This window comes from Mycobacterium sp. P2_H7, assembly GCF_056403275.1.
Genome location: NZ_JBFUFU010000007.1, coordinates 119,856 through 135,175 on the forward strand (window position 1 = coordinate 119,856; position 15,320 = coordinate 135,175).

Below are 15,320 nucleotides of genomic sequence, written 5' to 3' on the forward strand. Positions count from 1 at the left end.
ACAAGGGCAAATGGGTGAAAGTTTGCTAGCCTAGGCGTTCAAATGCCTAGATTCGCATGGGTCGCGAGCGTGGCGACGGTGTCCACCGTCGCCCTGTGCGTGTGGCTGATCGCCGGATGGGGCGGCCCCGACGTGGTGCTGGCGGTCGATGATCTCGGTTTCGTGGTGCTGTCGGCGTTCGCCGCGGCCTGTGCGGGTTACGGCGCGTGGCGTTCGCAGGGAAGGCAGCGGGCGGCGTGGGTCTGCATCGGTATCGGCCTCGCGGGCTGGACTGCCGGGTCGGCGGCGTGGGCGTACTACGAGTGGTGGTTGAACACATCCCCGTATCCGTCGATCGCCGACGCCGGCTACCTGTTGATGCCGGTGTTCGTATGTATCGGTTTGCTGATCATGCCCGTCGGAGCGACGGGTTACACGAACACCCGCCTGGTGCTCGACGGGGTGATCGTCGCCGCGTCGCTGTTCGTGATCTCGTGGTTCTCCGTGGTCCGGGGGATGTTCGCGGTCGGTGCGGTGAGCACATTCGAGGTCGGGTTGTCGATCGCCTATCCGCTCGCCGATCTCGTGGTGGTCACCGTGGCGTTGATGGTCCTTGCCCGGGCCCGCCGTGGCAGTCGCACCCCGCTGGTGCTGCTGGCCGCGGGCATCGGGTTGATTTACGTCGCCGACTCCGGGTGGGCCTACCTGACCTCGCACAACGACTACCGCACCGTGAGTGTCGTCGATCTCGGGTGGGCGTTCGGGCTGCTGCTGATCAGTGTCGGGGCACTGTTGAGCGCACGGCTTCCGCATGGTGGCGTCGACGGAGGTGGGGTCCCGTCGACCATCGCGCTGTGGGTGCCATACGTGCCCTTGACACTGGCGGTGGCAACCACCATGTCCAACCTGGCGTGGGTGCCGGACCTGCCCCCTGTGATCGCCGCGTTCGTTGTGCTGGTCTCTGCGGTGTTGTTCCGCCAGGCCATCGTGGTGCAGGAAAACCGTAGGCTGTTGGCGGCGGTCGAGGCTCAAGCGATGCAGGATTCGCTGACCGGGCTGGCCAACCGGGCGTTGTTCCAGGACCGGTTGAGCCATGCCGTGTTGCTGCACCGATGGGACAAGCAGTCGGTGGCGGTGCTGTCGCTGGACCTCGACGATTTCAAACTCGTCAACGATGGGCTGGGTCACCCTGCGGGCGACATCCTGCTGGCCCGGGCCGCCGAACGCATCCTGGGCGCGGCCCGCAGCAGCGACACGGTCGCGCGACTGGGCGGTGACGAATTCGCGGTGCTGCTGGAGGGCGATGCCGGCCACTCCCTGGAGGTGGCGCGGCGCATCGCGGCGGCGTTCGACGAGCCGTTTTCCATCGACGGGCACGACCTGCCGCTGCGCCCCAGCGCCGGCCTGGCGATCGCGTCGGCCGACGACCCGGAGTGCTCGGCCGACGCGCTGATGGAGCGCGCCGACGTGGCGATGTATTCGGCCAAGCGGGCCCGGGCGCGTGAGGTGCGGGTGTTCTCCCCGGAGATGCAGCGCGCCGCCGCGGGGCTGGAGACCCGTCCGACTGTGGGCGGGGCCGCGACCCTGCAGATGCTCGGCGAGTTGCGGGCGGCGATCGACAACGACGACCTCACCCTGATGTACCAACCGAAGTTCGATCTGCACGACGACTCCATCGTCGGTGTCGAGGCCCTGGTGCGCTGGCCCCACCCCAAGCGCGGACTGCTCGGTCCCGACGAGTTCCTGGCTCTGGTCCGTGAGCACGGGCTGATGCGTTCGGTGACCGAACTGGTGGTCACCCAGGCCCTGGATCAAGCGGCGCGGTGGCGTGACCACGGCTTCGAGGTGCCGATCGCGGTCAACCTGTTCGCCCCGTCGCTGGCCGACCTGAGCCTGCCCGACCGCGTCGTCTGGGCACTCGGCGAGCGTGGCCTGGCGTGCGAGACGCTGACGGTCGAGGTGACCGAGGATCTGTTGATGGACAACGTCGAGCGGACCAGGACGGTGATCGAGACGTTGCGCGGGCACGGTGTGCGCGTCGCCATCGACGACTTCGGCAGCGGCTACTCCACGCTGTCGTACGTGCGTGACCTGGCGGTCGACGAGCTCAAACTCGACCGCGAGTTCGTCAGCGCGGTGCATGGCGACCAGCGGGCCGGGGTGATCGTGCGGGCCGTCATCGCCTTGGCGCACGAGCTCGGGCTGACGACGGTCGCCGAAGGCGTCGAGAACGCCGAAACCGTTGCACTACTGCGTGATTACGGGTGCCGCTACGCGCAGGGCTACCTGTACAGCGAGCCGCTGACCGCCGCGGCGATGCTGGACCTGCTCACTGCGCGCCGGCAGGCACGAGACGTAGCGATATCGAGTTGATGCAGTAGCGCTGATCGGTGGGCGTCGGGTAGCCCTCGCCCTCGAAGACGTGGCCGAGGTGGCTGTGGCAGTTGGCGCACACCACCTCCACCCGGGTCATCCCCAGCGAGTCGTCGCGGTGCAGGATGACGGCGTCGGAGTCCTTCGGGTCGAAGAAAGACGGCCAGCCGCAATGGGATTCGAACTTCTCGGTGCTGCGGAACAATTCGGCCCCGCAGGCCCGGCACTCGTACACGCCGGGGGTCTTGGTGTCGGTGTATTCGCCGGTGAACGGACGCTCGGTGCCCGCGCGCCGCAGCACCGCGAACTCCGCCGCGGTCAGCTTCTCGCGCCACTGGTCGTCGGTGAGTTCAATCCGCGGAGACTCGGTCATGACGCCACGCTAGCGCGCGCAGGACGCTCCGTCATCCAGGGCGGATCGATACCGGAATCCAGCCGGTCGTCGGCCTTGGCGTCCAGGTAGCGGTAGTACAGCACGCAGAACACCACCACCAGCAACAGTGACCAGCCGTAGGTGATCTTCATGTACTCCAGGAACCGTCCGGTGGTGGGCCAGCGCCACATCAGCCAGCGGTCCATGGTGAGGAAGCCGTAGACACCGAGCCAGGCCGGCCAGTTGCGCACCACCGAGTTCGGTAGCACCACCGTCATCAGGAACGGGAACAACATCATCGAGTAGTAACCCTGCGCCAGCGACAGCACCAGCCACGAGGCGATCAGCAGCACACCAGAGGAGGTCAGCATCCAGAACAGCGGATCGCGCACCCGGTAGTACCGGTAGAGCAGCCACAGGCTGAGCCCGGCGAGCACCACCGCGAGCACCCGCAGCAGCAGGATCAGCCACATGGGCAGGCCGTAGTAGATGCCGTTGCCCAGGATCGAGGAGTTGAAGTAGTCGCGGGTCTCCAGGATGTAGGGGACGGTGTTGCGCACGAAGCCCATCGGGTCGGCCGACAGCGGCCAGGCGATCGCGTTGAACACCAGCGGCACCGCGAACGCCGTCACCAGCGCGCGCCACTGCCGGTTGAGCAGCGGCAGCAGAAGCAGCACGGCCAGTAGCGGTTTGAGCACCAGGGTCAGGCCGATGGCCGCACCGGCCCACCATTGGTGGCTCACCTTGCCGGACAGCAGCCAGTAGAAGAACAGCACCTCGGCCAACAGCAGGCAGCCGTTGATGTTGGTGAAAACCAGGGTGTTGGTCACCGATTCGGTGCAGTACATGGCGAGCAGCAGGGCGGGCAGCGCGACGGAGGTCAGCGACAACTTGAACAGCCGCACCAGGATGCAGGCGGCGATGATGATGGCGACCGAGTTGAAGGCGACGAACCAGAAGCGGGACGCGAACTCCGGCAGAAACCCGAACGGGGACAACAGCAATGTGCCGCCCGGCGGATACAGGTAGTGCGGGTCGACGTAATTGAAGTGTTCGTTGTAGATGTCCCAGTGCCGCCGGAAGTTCGAAACCGCCCGGTACACCGCGCCGAAATCGTCGGTGATGTAGCCGTTGGTGGTGAGCACGTAGCTGCGGTGGATGATCGACATGATCGCGATCGGCCACAGTGCCGTCCGCACCACATTGGCTGTGGTCGGGGCGGACGTGCGAGGCCGAAAGACGCTCAGGATGGTATCGGTTGGCGCCACCAGCGCACCGTACACCGGCGTGCGCCGGGCTCCGTTCAGGCGGGGCAGAACGTGTCGTTGCCCGGCAGTTTGCCGGTGTCCAGATATCCGAGCACCGGTGGCAGTGCGCACGGCGAGTAGATGGTGGCCCCGTGGCCGATGCCCTGCCAGATCACCCGCTTGCTGGTGGCGCCGGCGTTGATGATGGTGGCGGCCACCGCGGCCACGCCCTCGTTGCCAGAGATGGGGTCGTTCTGCACCCCGAGCAGCAACACGGGGATCTTCAGATCCTTCGGGTCCTTCGGTGCGGTGCCGCTGGGCCAGCTCAGGCAGTTCACCATCCGCAGGGCGCCGACGGCACCGAACTGCGGGTACAGCTTCGGCCAGGCGACGACGAGTTCACGGACCCGGTCCGGGGTGGGCCGGTTGAGTGCGTCGCTGCAGCCGTTGACGAACTGCCCGTCGGTCTGGCGCATCGAATCGGACTGGCTGATCAGGGTGTTCAGGCCACTTGCGTCACCGCCGCGGGCCGCGGCGAGGGCACCCGCCAGCGCGTTGGTCGCCGCGACGCGGTCACCGCGCGGGAAGGCCAGCGCGGTGCTGATCGCGTCGGAGACGGCGGCCACCGAGGCGCCCCCGGCGCCGTCACCGGCCCGGGCCGATGCCAGGATCGCGTCGACAGCGCCCTTCGGGTCCGGACCGAGCGGGCAATTGACCGCGGCGCACTGCGCGGCGAACGCGTCCAGGGCGGCCTGCTGGCCCTTGACCTTCTGCTCGGTGGTGGCCTCGGCGTTGATCGCCAGCGGCAACGGCGAATCCAGCACCAGTCGGGAGACCTTGTTCGGATGCGATCCGGCGTAGGCGAGGGCCACCTGTGCGCCGTTGCCGACGCCCAGCAGGGCGATGGTGTCGACATCCCAGGTGCTGCGCAGTCGTTCGATGTCCTCGGCGGCGTGGGCGTTGTCGTACGCAGAGTCGCCGGGGGCGATGGTGTCGGTGCAACTGGTGGTGGCGGTCTGGGCTATCGCACTCAGGTTGGCCACCGGATCGTCGCCGGACTCGAACTGCGCCTGGTCGATCATCTCCTGGCGGTCATAGGAGTCGCGGCAGCTGATGGCCGCGGACAAGCCGGTGCCGCGGCGGTCGACGGCGACCACGGGATGCGTCTTGAGCACATCGGTGCCGCTGCGGGTGAGCCACACCGGCAGCTGCGTGGACGACGGCAGGTCGGTCCCGGTGGTCATCACCAAGGGGCCGGCGTCGGCGGGGGTGGTGGGCGCGGTGGCCCGCACCACCCCGATGCTGAGGTTGCCGCTGGCGCCGTTGATCGAATCCAGGTCGGCGTCGAAGGCGGCGCAATCGAGCTTGACGCCGGGCACCGGCGGGACGGACGCCTGGCTGAACTGCTGGGCGGTGCAGTCCCGCCACGTCAGATCATTCTTGGGCGCCGCGATCGGCGGTGGCCCCGCGACCGCACTGGTCGTCGCGGGCTGGCCCTGCGGGCCTGCGCCGGCGTCGGTGGCGTAGCGCGGGTTTGCGGCCAGCAGCGGGGCACACGAGGTCAGCAGCAAGGTGGCAGCCGAGAGACTCAGGGCCGCGAGGGAACGCATGGCGACCACACTAGCGATGGTCACCGGGTCTACCCGTGCACCGCACGGCTGTACCGCGTGTACAGGTAGCCCTCCGAATCGGTGAGTACGTGGCGGCGCTGCATGCGGTGCAGTGCCTCGACCGCACTGTCGGTGACCCGCTTGGCCTTGCCGCCGACGACGAACGGCGCGATGGTCAGGCACAGTTCGTCGAGCAGGCCGGCGGCGATCAAGGTGCCGAGCAGGCTGGGCCCACCCTCGGTGAGCACCCGGGTCAGCCCGAGCCCGGCCAGCGTCGCCAGCATGGCGCGCGGATCCACGGCGTCGGGGTCACCGGCCGAACAGTCGTGGACAGCCGCCTGCCCGGACAGCCGGCTACGAGCCCCGACGGCGGCATTGTGGGACGTCAGTACCAGTGGGGTCGCCTCGGTGTGGGTGAACACCAGCAGGTCGTTGTCCAGCGCCGCCGAGTTCGTGACGATCGCGATCGGCGGAACCTCGGCCTGGCCACGGTGCTGGCGGCCGGCGCGTTCTGCTGCACCCAGCTGAGCGCCCGAGTAGTTCTCGGTGCGGACGGTGCCCGCGCCGACGACGATGACATCGGCGAGTGAGCGCATGAGCCCGAACAGGGTCCGGTCCCCGGCGCCGCCCAGCCCGCCAGAGCGGCCGTCGGTGGTGGCGGCCCCATCCAGGCTGGTGACGAAGTTGGCCCGCACCCAGCATTCGGTGAGCCCGTCGGGGTAGGCGTACTGCTCGTCGGTGGCGCCACCGGCCGGTTGCAGTGTTGTGAGTTCCGTCCCAGCGGCGGCATCCGGCATGGGGATCATTGCAGCACGTCGATAGGGTGCACGACATGCAAAGCGGCGCAGGGGTCGAAGGTCTGGTGGATCGGCACCCCAAGATCACGCCGGAACAGCTGGTCGCGCGGCTGGTACCGCCGCCGACGTTCGCCGATGTCAGTTTCGACACGTACCGCCCGGATCCGGCCGAGCCGTCGCAGACCGAGGCCGTCGTCAAGTGCCGTTCGTTCTGTGAGCAGGCGCTGGTCCGGCGCGCAGGCAAGAAGAAGATGTTCGGCAAGCGGGAGGTGCTGCCCGGGGTCGGGGTGTACCTCGACGGTGGGTTCGGTGTCGGAAAGACCCACCTGCTGGCCTCCACTTACTACGCGCTCTCCGGTGCCCAGGTGGCGCCGACTGCGTTCGCGACCTTCGGTGAGCTCACCCAGTTGGCCGGGGTGTTCGGCTTCACCGAGTGCATCGACCTGCTCGCCGAGTACGTGGTGGTGTGCATCGACGAGTTCGAGCTGGACGACCCGGGCAACACCACGTTGATCTCCCGGCTGCTCTCGGCATTGGTGGAGCGCGGTGTCTCGATCGCGGCCACCTCCAACACGCTGCCCGAGCAACTGGGCGAGGGCCGGTTCGCTGCGCAGGACTTCCTGCGTGAGATCAACACGCTCGCTTCGATCTTCACCACCGTGCGGGTCGAGGGTCCCGACTACCGTCACCGTGGGTTGCCGCCCGCTCCGGAACCGTTGTCCGACGAGGACGTGCGTGGCCGGGCCGTCGGGGTGGCGGGGGCGACGCTGGACGACTTCGACGCGCTGTGCGCCCACCTCGCGACCATGCACCCGTCGCGCTATCACGCGCTGATCGACGGCGTGACCGAGGTGTTCATCACCGGGGTGCACCCGATCACCGATCAGAGCGTGGCGCTGCGGCTGGTCGCGCTGACCGACCGGCTCTACGACGCGGGCGTGCCGATCCTGGCCTCGGGAACCAAGCTGGACACCGTCTTCAGCGACGAGATGGTGGCAGGCGGGTTCCGCAAGAAGTACCTGCGCGCGACGTCGCGGCTACTGGCGCTGACCGCCGCCGCCCAAGCCGGCTGAGTCCAGCACCATCACGTAGTCGTTCTCGACGTGGCCGCCCAGCCGGAATGTCTTCGTGCCACTGACAGTGAAACCCGACTTCGTGTAAAAGCGTTGGGCCCGTTGGTTTTCCTGGTTGACGCCGAGCCACAGGCAGACCGCCCCGAGTGCCGCGGACCGCGCGATGACCTCGGCCATCAGCGCCGCCGATATCCCGGCGCCGTGCACGTCGGGCAGGGCGTACATCTTGGACAGCTCCACCGCCGGACGCAGGGTGACGGCGGCGGCGACATCCGGATCGTCGGGGACCCCCTGGATCAGCATGGCGTAGCCCAGGATTCGGGCCTCGTCGCGGATCACCAGGACCACCCGGTCCGGATCGTCGAGATAGGTCGAGAAACGTTCTGCCGACAGGTTCTCGGCGATGAAGGCCGCGACGTTGTCGGGGGATACCGAGGGCGGGCAGGCCAGCGGGAAGGTGGTCGCCGCGACCTCGGCCAGTTCGGGCAGGTCTTGCGGGGTGGCCGGCTCGACGCGCATGCGTCCTACGGTAGCGCGGACCCCGGCTGCCAGATGTTCCACTGCGCCAAGTGCTTTCCCGTCTGCGGGTTCAGCATCACGACGTTGGTCACCAGGCCGCGGTAGACGTCCCAGTACACCGCGCCGTTGATCGTCGAGCCCGGGGCCGCATTGAGCAGGGCGGTCTCCAGTGAGTCCGGCGCGTCGGTGTGCTTGGCGGCGTAGGCGTCGGCGTAGGGGGTGACGCCGTTGAACGTGGTGGCGATCGCGAGCTTGTACGGGTTGGGTGCGGAGAGGACGTGCAACGTCACCGGCGCCTTCCACGGGCCACCGGTGGCCCGCCAGCGTGGCGAACCGTTCCAGGTCCAGCCCGGCGGCACATCGGTGGGAACCACGTCGTGCACGGTGACGTCGGCGGCGAAGTCCTCGAACTGCACGTGCAGCGTGTCACCGAGATTGCCGATCGGGGTGACGGCATCGGTGAACTGAGGGGTCGCCGAAACCTGTGGCGCCAGCCCGAAGGCCAGTACCGCCGTCATTCCAGCAATCACTGCCGACATCGCACGAAGCATGCTTGGCATCTTGGCACATGGCTTCGCGCCCGACGGAGCTTTACTCCACCCAGGGCCCCTGCCCGCCGATCGACTCGACGCGGATGCGGGTCAGGAACCCCTCCGGTGCATTCGGCGGCGGGAAGTGTTCGGCCGAGCCGAGAAGTTCGGTGGCCAGTTTCTTGAGCAGTTCGGGCGCGCCGCCCGCGACGATGCGCGCGCTGCCGTTCACCGACAGGTACCCACGCTGCTGGCCGGGCTTGCTCGGAGCCAGGATGGTCACCGCGACATTGGGGTCGCGGCGCACATTGCGCACCTTCTTGTAGCTGTCGGACAGGTGCGCGGCGACCAGTTCGTCACCGTCGGGGGTGGATTCCCACGCAACCCACACCACCGACACCTGGGGGCTGCCGTCCGGATTGATGGTCACGAGCGTGGCGTCGACGCCCGCTCCGATGAGTGCCTTCGCCGCGTCGTTGAGTGTCATAGCAGTTTCTACTCCGCGGTGCCCGGATTCATTCCCGGCAGCGAGGACAGCAGGGTGACCACGTCGGTCTTGGCACGCACCTTGTCGATGCCGACGCTGCGCAGCGGACCGTCGCTGTCTTCGGATTCCAGCAGGGCCAGCAGCATGTGCTCGGTGCCGATGTAGTTGTGGCCCAGGCGAAGTGCCTCCCGGAACGTCAGTTCCAGCACCTTCTTGGCTGGCCCGCTGAACGGGACCAGGTGGAGCTTCTCGCCGGTGTCGGCGGGCAGTCGTACCGCGTCCCGGATCTGGGCGGGCCCGATGTTCTGGGCCTTGATGACGGCGATGCCGAGCGACCCCTCGTCGACGAGCAGGCCGAGGATCAGGTGGTCGGGGGTGATCTCGGTGTTCCCGGCGTCGCGGGCGGCGTCCTGGGCGGCGACGATGGCCGCACGGGCGCGCGGGGTGAAGCGGGCGAACCCTTCATTGGGGTCGATGGTGTCGGCTTTGGGTACGAAACGCTTCTGCGCGGCCTGCTTGGTGACGCCCATCCGGGCGCCGATGTCGGTCCATGAGGCGCCCGAGCGGCGGGCCTGGTCGACGAAGTGGCCGATGAGGTGATCGGCCACCTCGTCGAGGTGTTCGGCGGCCAGCATGGCGTCGGTGAGTTGGTCGAGCGCGTCGTCGTGCACCGATTTGATGGCTTTGATCAGGGTGTCGAGGCTGACGGATGAGGTGGTGTCGCTCATGCGTCAACCGTAGGTTGACTTTTCGATTGCGTCAACCAAAAGTTGACGATCAGCCGCGTGGGTAACCGCGGCGGACCGCTCGCTCCAAGATGCCGAGGGTGGCGCGCAGGGCGCCCTCGGAGATGACCGGAAAGATGCCGGCCTCGCGCCATTTCGGGTCGATCTGCGACCAGTCGTAGAACGACGTGACGACGGTGCCCTCGGCACCGGGCTCCAGGCGATAGCCGTAGACGTGCCCGATCTGCGGCTTGAGCTGACCGAGGATGGTCCAGGCGATCAGCTTGTCCTCGTCGAACTCGGTGATACGGACGGTGACGTCGTAGCGGCCCAGCGGAAAGTCGTTGAGCGACTCCCGGTCCATGTGCACCGTGAAGTCGTCGTTCACCGCGGTCACCCGTTCACCTTCGGCGTCCTGCAGCATGCCGGAGGAGTCGATCGCCACGTGTCCGTGTGGATCTGTCAGCACCGCGAAGATGGCGGAGGCGGGCTCGGCGATGGTGCGACTCACTTCGATGCGTTCTGTCATGGCTGCAGTCTGGCACCCGGCACTCTCGTTCGGGCCTACTGTGGAGACGTGCGCTATTTGGTGATCGGTATCGGCGTGGTGCTGGCCTTCTTCGGGACGGTCTGGGCACTGCAGGGTTTCGGGGCGCTTCAGGGCAGCCCGATGAGCAACACCACCACGTGGTCGATCATCGGGCCGATCACGGCGCTGATCGGGCTCGGCATCGCGATCTACGCGTGGCGCTTGCGGCGTTAGCGCGCGGCCAGCGCGCTCTGAATCTCGTGCACCCGGGCCGGGTCTACACCCCAGGGGTGCTCAACCCCGACCTGGCGGTCCAGGTCCCACAGCACGCACTGCTCACCCGGCTCCGCAACCAAGGACCAGGCAATGACGGTGCGGCGCAACTGTTCTGACATCGGATCACCGCCGGCGGGCGAGTCCCCGTCGGGGTGATGGTGCAGGAAACGGCCGTACGCCCGGTCGCAGAACGTGGCGTAGCGGTTGGTGCACAGGATCAGGCCGTGCCAGGCCTCGTCGACCGCGTGCGACGGCATGCCGATCAGCTGGCTGTCGCGCAAGGCGGCGCCGCAACACCGCAGCCATTGCCGCAGCCCGGTTTCGACGAGTTCGCGCGGCTGCCACGGGCATGTCTTGAATACGGCCTCGGGCAGGACGAGTTCGGCCACCGCGGTGGCGGTCTGTCCGGGGGAGTGACGGCGCGGGTTTCGCACGTTCTCACGATAGTGCTCACGCCGGTGCGGCGGTTGCAGTGAAGAAATCGTGACACCGTCGTGAAGCGGCGGCTGTGTCTGAGCAACATCGGAGTGCGACGGTGCACGCATGCAGATGCGCTCGTCCGCGGCGTACGCCGTACAGACCTCGGTCGCTCAGCTCGCCGATGTGCACCAGGCCGAGTATTACCGGGGCCTGCTCGACGAATTGCGGGCCGCCGTGGCCGAGGAGTTGGTGCACCATCGCGCGGCGCTGGCCCGGGTGCAAGGCGAGGGCAGCGACTTCGGTGTTGGCCGGCTGCACCGGGCCATCAAGCTGAAAGAGGCTGAGATCGCGACGCTCGGACGGCTGGCCGACGCTCTTACGTCGAGGTTTCCGTCGGCGTAGCGTTGGTCACCCGGCGCGGCGGAAACTGAAGTGGCCCAAGCGTTCAGGTGTACACCAGCGTGTAGATGACCGCGCACGTCGTCACCAGCATCAGGGCACCCATCAAGGCGTACCCGATCGCGGGGTGTGCGTGCAGCTGACGCTCACGCATCTCACGTCCGAAGAGCCACAGTCGATACCGAAGGTCGCTCTTGGTCGAGGGCGCGCGATGTTTCACTCTGTTCGTCTCCAGCGTGGCCGGTAATTCCGGCAGGGATCGGCATTGACGCCGAGGTCAATTCGCATTTTAGGGTGCATCCGCCGATTGAGCACTGCGGGGGGCTGAGCTCTTCGATCCGAGCCTGCTACGCGAAATTGACCTCTGCGGCTGTTGACTCAGGCGATCGCGCGGTCTTCGGCGGTTGCGTGACGCACCGCCCACCCGTTGGCGCGGAAGTGATGCGTCATGCGCCGCGACTGGCGGCGCACGTCGCTGTAGCGGCCGACGCTGGTCGGCTGCACGCAGATGACATACGAGTCGTGGTCGGTGGTCGTGTCGAACTGCGCGACCGCGAACACCGCTTGGTCGTCCAGCCAGAAACTTGCGATTCTGCCCAGCGGGCGCGGTTGGTCGGGGGCGRCGGCAGACACCAGGGCAGCCAGCGACGCGGGGCCGCTCACCTCGAGGAGATCTGTCATGGATCCACCCTCTCGTGGATGAGGCTGTCACGCAATCGAATTTGTCCCCTGATCGGGGGAACATGATTTCCCCCGACCTGCAGGGCGGTTGGTGGACACCCGAAGCATCTGTGGCAGAAGAAGATTGGTTCATCGCAACACAGCGAGAACACAACCGATCATCAGGAGCTCAATCATGAACAAGACCCGCATCACCTCCGCCGTCGCCACGGTAGCCGCAGTCGGTGGCCTCGTCGTCGGCCTGGCCGGCGCCGCCAATGCCGCACCTGCCCACGGGGCCGTGCCGACGGGCGCTCATCCCATCACCGGCCAGACGTCTCATTTCACCGTGACCAACTACACGGGCGTACCCGTCCGGTTCATCACCTACAACGAGGACCCGGCGACCGGTGGGCCGAACCTGGGCTACGTCGCCGAGCCCGGCAAGTCGATGGGCTTCGACGTCGACAACTGGGTGCTGGGTGGGCATCAGACCGAAGCCGTCATCTCGACCCTGCACGGCGGGAAGACGTGGCACGTGAACATGCGGGCCAACGCCACCGGCAGTTACATCATGTGCATCGCCAACGCGCCGTGCTCGCCGAACTACCTCAGCCAGAGCACGGACGTGGTGCTGTACTGAGGCCGCTTCATCTGTCTGCACCGCCCGGAGGGGCCTCGCTTGTCCAGGAGGCTCCTCCGGACGTTTCTAGGCCCACCAGTGGGGCGGTTGTGGCGGCTGTGAGCTCTGTGGCGGCAGGGTTGCTTACGCGGAGACGAGAAAAGCCCGGTCGAAACCGGGCTTCGTCTGTGTGAACTGTGGTGCGCGATACTGGGATTGAAACCGTCTGAGCAAACTTCCGTATGTAGTTGTTTGACCTGCATCAACAGGCTTTTACCTGCTGATAAGCGGAACTGTATCGCGTCGCACGACTAGACACAAGTAGGCACTGGCATACACTGATGTGGTGCAAAAGTGGTGCAACAGTACTCCGATCCGCCTCGATAACTGTATCGCGTCGCGGGTGATCTGATGGCGAAAGATCCCCGCTCTACCCGCCGCCGCTTCGGGCGACTCCGACAGTTCCGCTCAGGTCGCTGGAAGGCGAGCTACACCGGACCCGATGGAATCCTCTACGAGCATCCACAGACGTTTGCGGTCAAGGAAGATGCCGAGGCATGGCTGACTGACCGACGACGCGAGATCGACCGGGAGCTGTGGAGCCCACCAGGGACCGCAGAGCAGAAGCGCGCGAAGAAAGCCGCGGATGTCACGTTCAAGGATTACGCGGTGACGTGGATGGACACTCGGACGGTCCGGGGTCGGGCGTTGCGTCCCCGGACGCGCGACCACTACGAGAAACTTCTAGAGGCACACGTCTACCCGACGTTCGGCACCAAGCCCGTCGTCTCGATCACGATGGATGCCGTCGATAAGTGGTACGCCAAGATGCTGACGGACAAGCCGACGTCACGAGCACACACGTACTCCCTAGTGAAGACGATCCTTGAGAATGCCGTGGTGCGCGATCGGATCATCGATCGCAACCCGTGTTCGATTGCTGGGGCGGCGACGGCTGCGCGCAAGGGGAAGACGCGGCCGGCAACGCTGGAACAACTGGAAACCATCGTCACGACGATGCCCGAGGACTTGCGGCTGATGGTGCTGCTGGCGAGCTGGACAGCGATGCGATTCGGCGAACTAGTAGAGCTGCGCCGCAAAGACATCGACGTGGATGAGGAAGTAATCCGTATCAGGCGGCAAGCGGTGCGCACTGCCGGTGGCTGGAAGGTCGGCGATCCGAAGTCAGACGCGGGCATCCGTGATGTTGCGATCCCTCCGCACATCGTCCCTGCCGTCAAGCAGCACCTTGTCAGTCACGTCGGCAAGCAACAGGACGCGCTCATTTTCCCTGCGCGAACAGGGGAGCACTTGCAGCCGTCGACGCTCTACCGACATTGGTACAAAGCCCGCACGGCGGCGAAGCGTGAAGATCTGCGGTTCCATGACTTGAGGCATACCGGGGCCGTGTTGGCTGCCCAAACTGGGGCGACCATCGCCGAACTGATGGCCCGCCTTGGACATTCAACTCCCGGTGCCGCAATGCGTTATCAGCACGCCGCCCAGGGGAGAGACAAGCAGATCGCGGCGGCGTTGTCGGCGATGGTGGGCGAGCGATGACGCACGTCACAGGCAGTTCCCGAAATCGGGAACCCAACCTAGAAGTAGGGGGCCATCCCCGGGCTTACGATTGGACATAGCGACCGAGGCGTGACGCTGGGGGACATACAACCCCTTGCAGCCGGCGCAATCCCAGGCTCAGCCGTTCCGGTGCTGAGTCATGCCCAAAAACAGGGGAATCCATGACCGACCTACCTGCGCGACCCACCATCCAGCAAGCCGCCGAATACCTGAATGTAGACCCAAAGACGGTGCGGCGCTACATTTCTCGTGGCTTGCTCAAAGCAAACCGAGTGGGTCCACGGCTGTTGCGGCTGGAGCGTGAGTCGGTGGAGAAGCTCGGGCAGCCCGTTCGCGCCGCGTGACCGCCATTGCCGAGGTGGTAGTCGATCTCGATGAACACGAGGCCCAGTGAGCGAACTCCTCGCCGGGTTCGACCAGGGCGTTGGCGTTGAGGATGATCCCGACGCGCGAATCTGGCTCGCGGCCATGGACCGCCACAGCACCGCCGGCCGGCCGGAGTATCTGTCCGACACTCACGACCACGCGCAGACCGATCCCGAACGCGAATTTCTCGCAGACGATGACGGCGAATACGTCGAGGTTGATCCCGAGTCGCCGCTGGTGTCGCGCGGGCACGTGGGCGAGCTGTGGCTCGATGAGGGCGACTACGTGTTGGTAGGTGGGAAGAAAATGCGCAAGCCGCTTCCCACGGATATCGCGGAGGTGTGCCGCACATGCGCGGAGTCATGGCCTCTGCCGATCAAGCGGTCGTGGTCAGATTGTGAATTCGATGGGCCTCGGGAATGGCGCAGTACCAATCCTGCGATGGAGGCGGTACTCGATGACGATCCGCTTCTTTATCGCGTGATGCCGTGGATATGGACGTACTGCCACTGCAACGGGTGCCTTGAATACCGGCGCGGTAAAGGCCGGCCACCCAAGTATTGCTCACCTAAATGTGAGGCCGATGCTGATAACGCGCGAGACCGTGCGAAAAGACTCGCCAATGGTGCGATACCGCGGCTAAAGAATGTGGCGTAATTCACTCAGTGAATGCTTGACATTTGCACCTCTTATGGGGTGTTAAATACCGTATAGACAGAGGGTGAATACGCCTCGCTATTTTTTGATCATTTCC

19 protein-coding genes are annotated in these 15,320 nt (G+C 66.2%); 8 read left to right on the forward strand and 11 right to left on the reverse strand.

Features of this window, described 5'->3' with window-relative positions; translation table 11 throughout:
• Positions 1-42: 42 nt before the first annotated feature.
• On the forward strand, positions 43-2,352 hold the full coding sequence (locus tag AC1DY7_RS10570; RefSeq protein ID WP_477493631.1) for a putative bifunctional diguanylate cyclase/phosphodiesterase: 2,310 nt from the start codon (positions 43-45) through the stop codon (positions 2,350-2,352).
• Here the strand turns inward: AC1DY7_RS10570 and msrB are convergent.
• Genes msrB through AC1DY7_RS10590 form a run of 4 tightly spaced genes read right to left on the reverse strand, consistent with a single transcriptional unit; the run spans position 2,309 to position 6,379 of the window.
• Complete coding sequence (msrB, locus tag AC1DY7_RS10575; protein ID WP_477493632.1) at positions 2,309-2,725, reverse strand: peptide-methionine (R)-S-oxide reductase MsrB; 417 nt, start codon at positions 2,723-2,725, stop codon at positions 2,309-2,311. The genes AC1DY7_RS10570 and msrB overlap by 44 nt on opposite strands.
• Positions 2,722-4,008, reverse strand: coding sequence for an arabinofuranan 3-O-arabinosyltransferase (gene aftC / locus AC1DY7_RS10580; protein WP_477493633.1), 1,287 nt, complete (start codon positions 4,006-4,008; stop codon positions 2,722-2,724). The genes msrB and aftC overlap by 4 nt, the downstream gene beginning before the upstream one ends.
• Positions 4,009-4,028: 20 nt before the next feature.
• Positions 4,029-5,582, reverse strand: coding sequence for an alpha/beta hydrolase (locus AC1DY7_RS10585; RefSeq protein ID WP_477493634.1), 1,554 nt, complete (start codon positions 5,580-5,582; stop codon positions 4,029-4,031).
• A 29-nt stretch (positions 5,583-5,611) separates the two neighbouring features.
• Positions 5,612-6,379, reverse strand: coding sequence for a pyrimidine reductase family protein (locus tag AC1DY7_RS10590; RefSeq protein WP_477493808.1), 768 nt, complete (start codon positions 6,377-6,379; stop codon positions 5,612-5,614).
• Between the two features lie 35 nt (positions 6,380-6,414).
• On the opposite strand from AC1DY7_RS10590, the gene zapE reads away from it, so the two are divergent.
• Positions 6,415-7,452: a cell division protein ZapE gene (zapE, locus tag AC1DY7_RS10595; protein WP_477493635.1), complete on the forward strand. Its 1,038-nt coding sequence runs from the start codon at positions 6,415-6,417 to the stop codon at positions 7,450-7,452.
• Here zapE and AC1DY7_RS10600 read toward each other — a convergent pair.
• Genes AC1DY7_RS10600 through AC1DY7_RS10620 form a run of 5 tightly spaced genes read right to left on the reverse strand, consistent with a single transcriptional unit; the run spans position 7,417 to position 10,242 of the window.
• Complete coding sequence (locus AC1DY7_RS10600; protein WP_477493636.1) at positions 7,417-7,971, reverse strand: N-acetyltransferase family protein; 555 nt, start codon at positions 7,969-7,971, stop codon at positions 7,417-7,419. The two genes, zapE and AC1DY7_RS10600, sit on opposite strands and share 36 nt — an antisense overlap.
• A 5-nt stretch (positions 7,972-7,976) precedes the next feature.
• Positions 7,977-8,510 carry a hypothetical protein gene (locus AC1DY7_RS10605; protein WP_477493637.1) on the reverse strand — a complete coding sequence of 178 codons (534 nt, stop codon included), beginning with the start codon at positions 8,508-8,510 and terminating at the stop codon, positions 7,977-7,979.
• Positions 8,511-8,562: 52 nt separating this feature from the next.
• Entirely contained in the window at positions 8,563-8,988 is a 426-nt protein-coding gene (locus AC1DY7_RS10610) for a PPOX class F420-dependent oxidoreductase (RefSeq protein ID WP_477493638.1), read from the reverse strand.
• A gap of 8 nt (positions 8,989-8,996) precedes the next feature.
• Positions 8,997-9,716: a Clp protease N-terminal domain-containing protein gene (locus tag AC1DY7_RS10615; protein WP_477493639.1), complete on the reverse strand. Its 720-nt coding sequence runs from the start codon at positions 9,714-9,716 to the stop codon at positions 8,997-8,999.
• A 49-nt stretch (positions 9,717-9,765) separates the two neighbouring features.
• Entirely contained in the window at positions 9,766-10,242 is a 477-nt protein-coding gene (locus AC1DY7_RS10620; RefSeq protein ID WP_477493640.1) for an SRPBCC family protein, read from the reverse strand.
• Positions 10,243-10,290: 48 nt separating this feature from the next.
• Between AC1DY7_RS10620 and AC1DY7_RS10625 the strand changes: the two genes are divergently transcribed.
• Positions 10,291-10,476, forward strand: coding sequence for a hypothetical protein (locus AC1DY7_RS10625; RefSeq protein ID WP_477493641.1), 186 nt, complete (start codon positions 10,291-10,293; stop codon positions 10,474-10,476).
• Here the strand turns inward: AC1DY7_RS10625 and AC1DY7_RS10630 are convergent.
• Positions 10,473-10,952: a glycine-rich domain-containing protein gene (locus tag AC1DY7_RS10630; protein ID WP_477493642.1), complete on the reverse strand. Its 480-nt coding sequence runs from the start codon at positions 10,950-10,952 to the stop codon at positions 10,473-10,475. The genes AC1DY7_RS10625 and AC1DY7_RS10630 overlap by 4 nt on opposite strands.
• Before the next feature lie 109 nt (positions 10,953-11,061).
• Here AC1DY7_RS10630 and AC1DY7_RS10635 point away from each other — a divergent pair, with 109 nt between their 5' ends.
• A complete protein-coding gene (locus AC1DY7_RS10635) occupies positions 11,062-11,340 on the forward strand; it encodes a hypothetical protein (RefSeq protein ID WP_477493643.1) in 279 nt (92 codons plus the stop codon).
• Positions 11,341-11,715: 375 nt separating this feature from the next.
• Here the strand turns inward: AC1DY7_RS10635 and AC1DY7_RS10640 are convergent, their stop codons facing one another.
• Positions 11,716-12,018 (reverse strand): hypothetical protein, encoded by a 303-nt coding sequence (locus AC1DY7_RS10640; RefSeq protein WP_477493644.1) that lies wholly within the window; start codon positions 12,016-12,018, stop codon positions 11,716-11,718.
• Positions 12,019-12,193: 175 nt separating this feature from the next.
• Between AC1DY7_RS10640 and AC1DY7_RS10645 the strand changes: the two genes are divergently transcribed.
• The 4 genes from AC1DY7_RS10645 (at position 12,194) to AC1DY7_RS10660 (ending at position 15,223) form a co-directional block, all read left to right on the forward strand.
• Complete coding sequence (locus tag AC1DY7_RS10645; protein WP_477493645.1) at positions 12,194-12,640, forward strand: hypothetical protein; 447 nt, start codon at positions 12,194-12,196, stop codon at positions 12,638-12,640.
• Between the two features lie 390 nt (positions 12,641-13,030).
• Positions 13,031-14,179 (forward strand): tyrosine-type recombinase/integrase, encoded by a 1,149-nt coding sequence (locus AC1DY7_RS10650; protein WP_477493646.1) that lies wholly within the window; start codon positions 13,031-13,033, stop codon positions 14,177-14,179.
• A 182-nt stretch (positions 14,180-14,361) separates the two neighbouring features.
• Positions 14,362-14,544 (forward strand): helix-turn-helix domain-containing protein, encoded by a 183-nt coding sequence (locus AC1DY7_RS10655; protein WP_477493647.1) that lies wholly within the window; start codon positions 14,362-14,364, stop codon positions 14,542-14,544.
• Between the two features lie 46 nt (positions 14,545-14,590).
• On the forward strand, positions 14,591-15,223 hold the full coding sequence (locus AC1DY7_RS10660; protein ID WP_477493648.1) for a hypothetical protein: 633 nt from the start codon (positions 14,591-14,593) through the stop codon (positions 15,221-15,223).
• Positions 15,224-15,320: the final 97 nt, after the last annotated feature.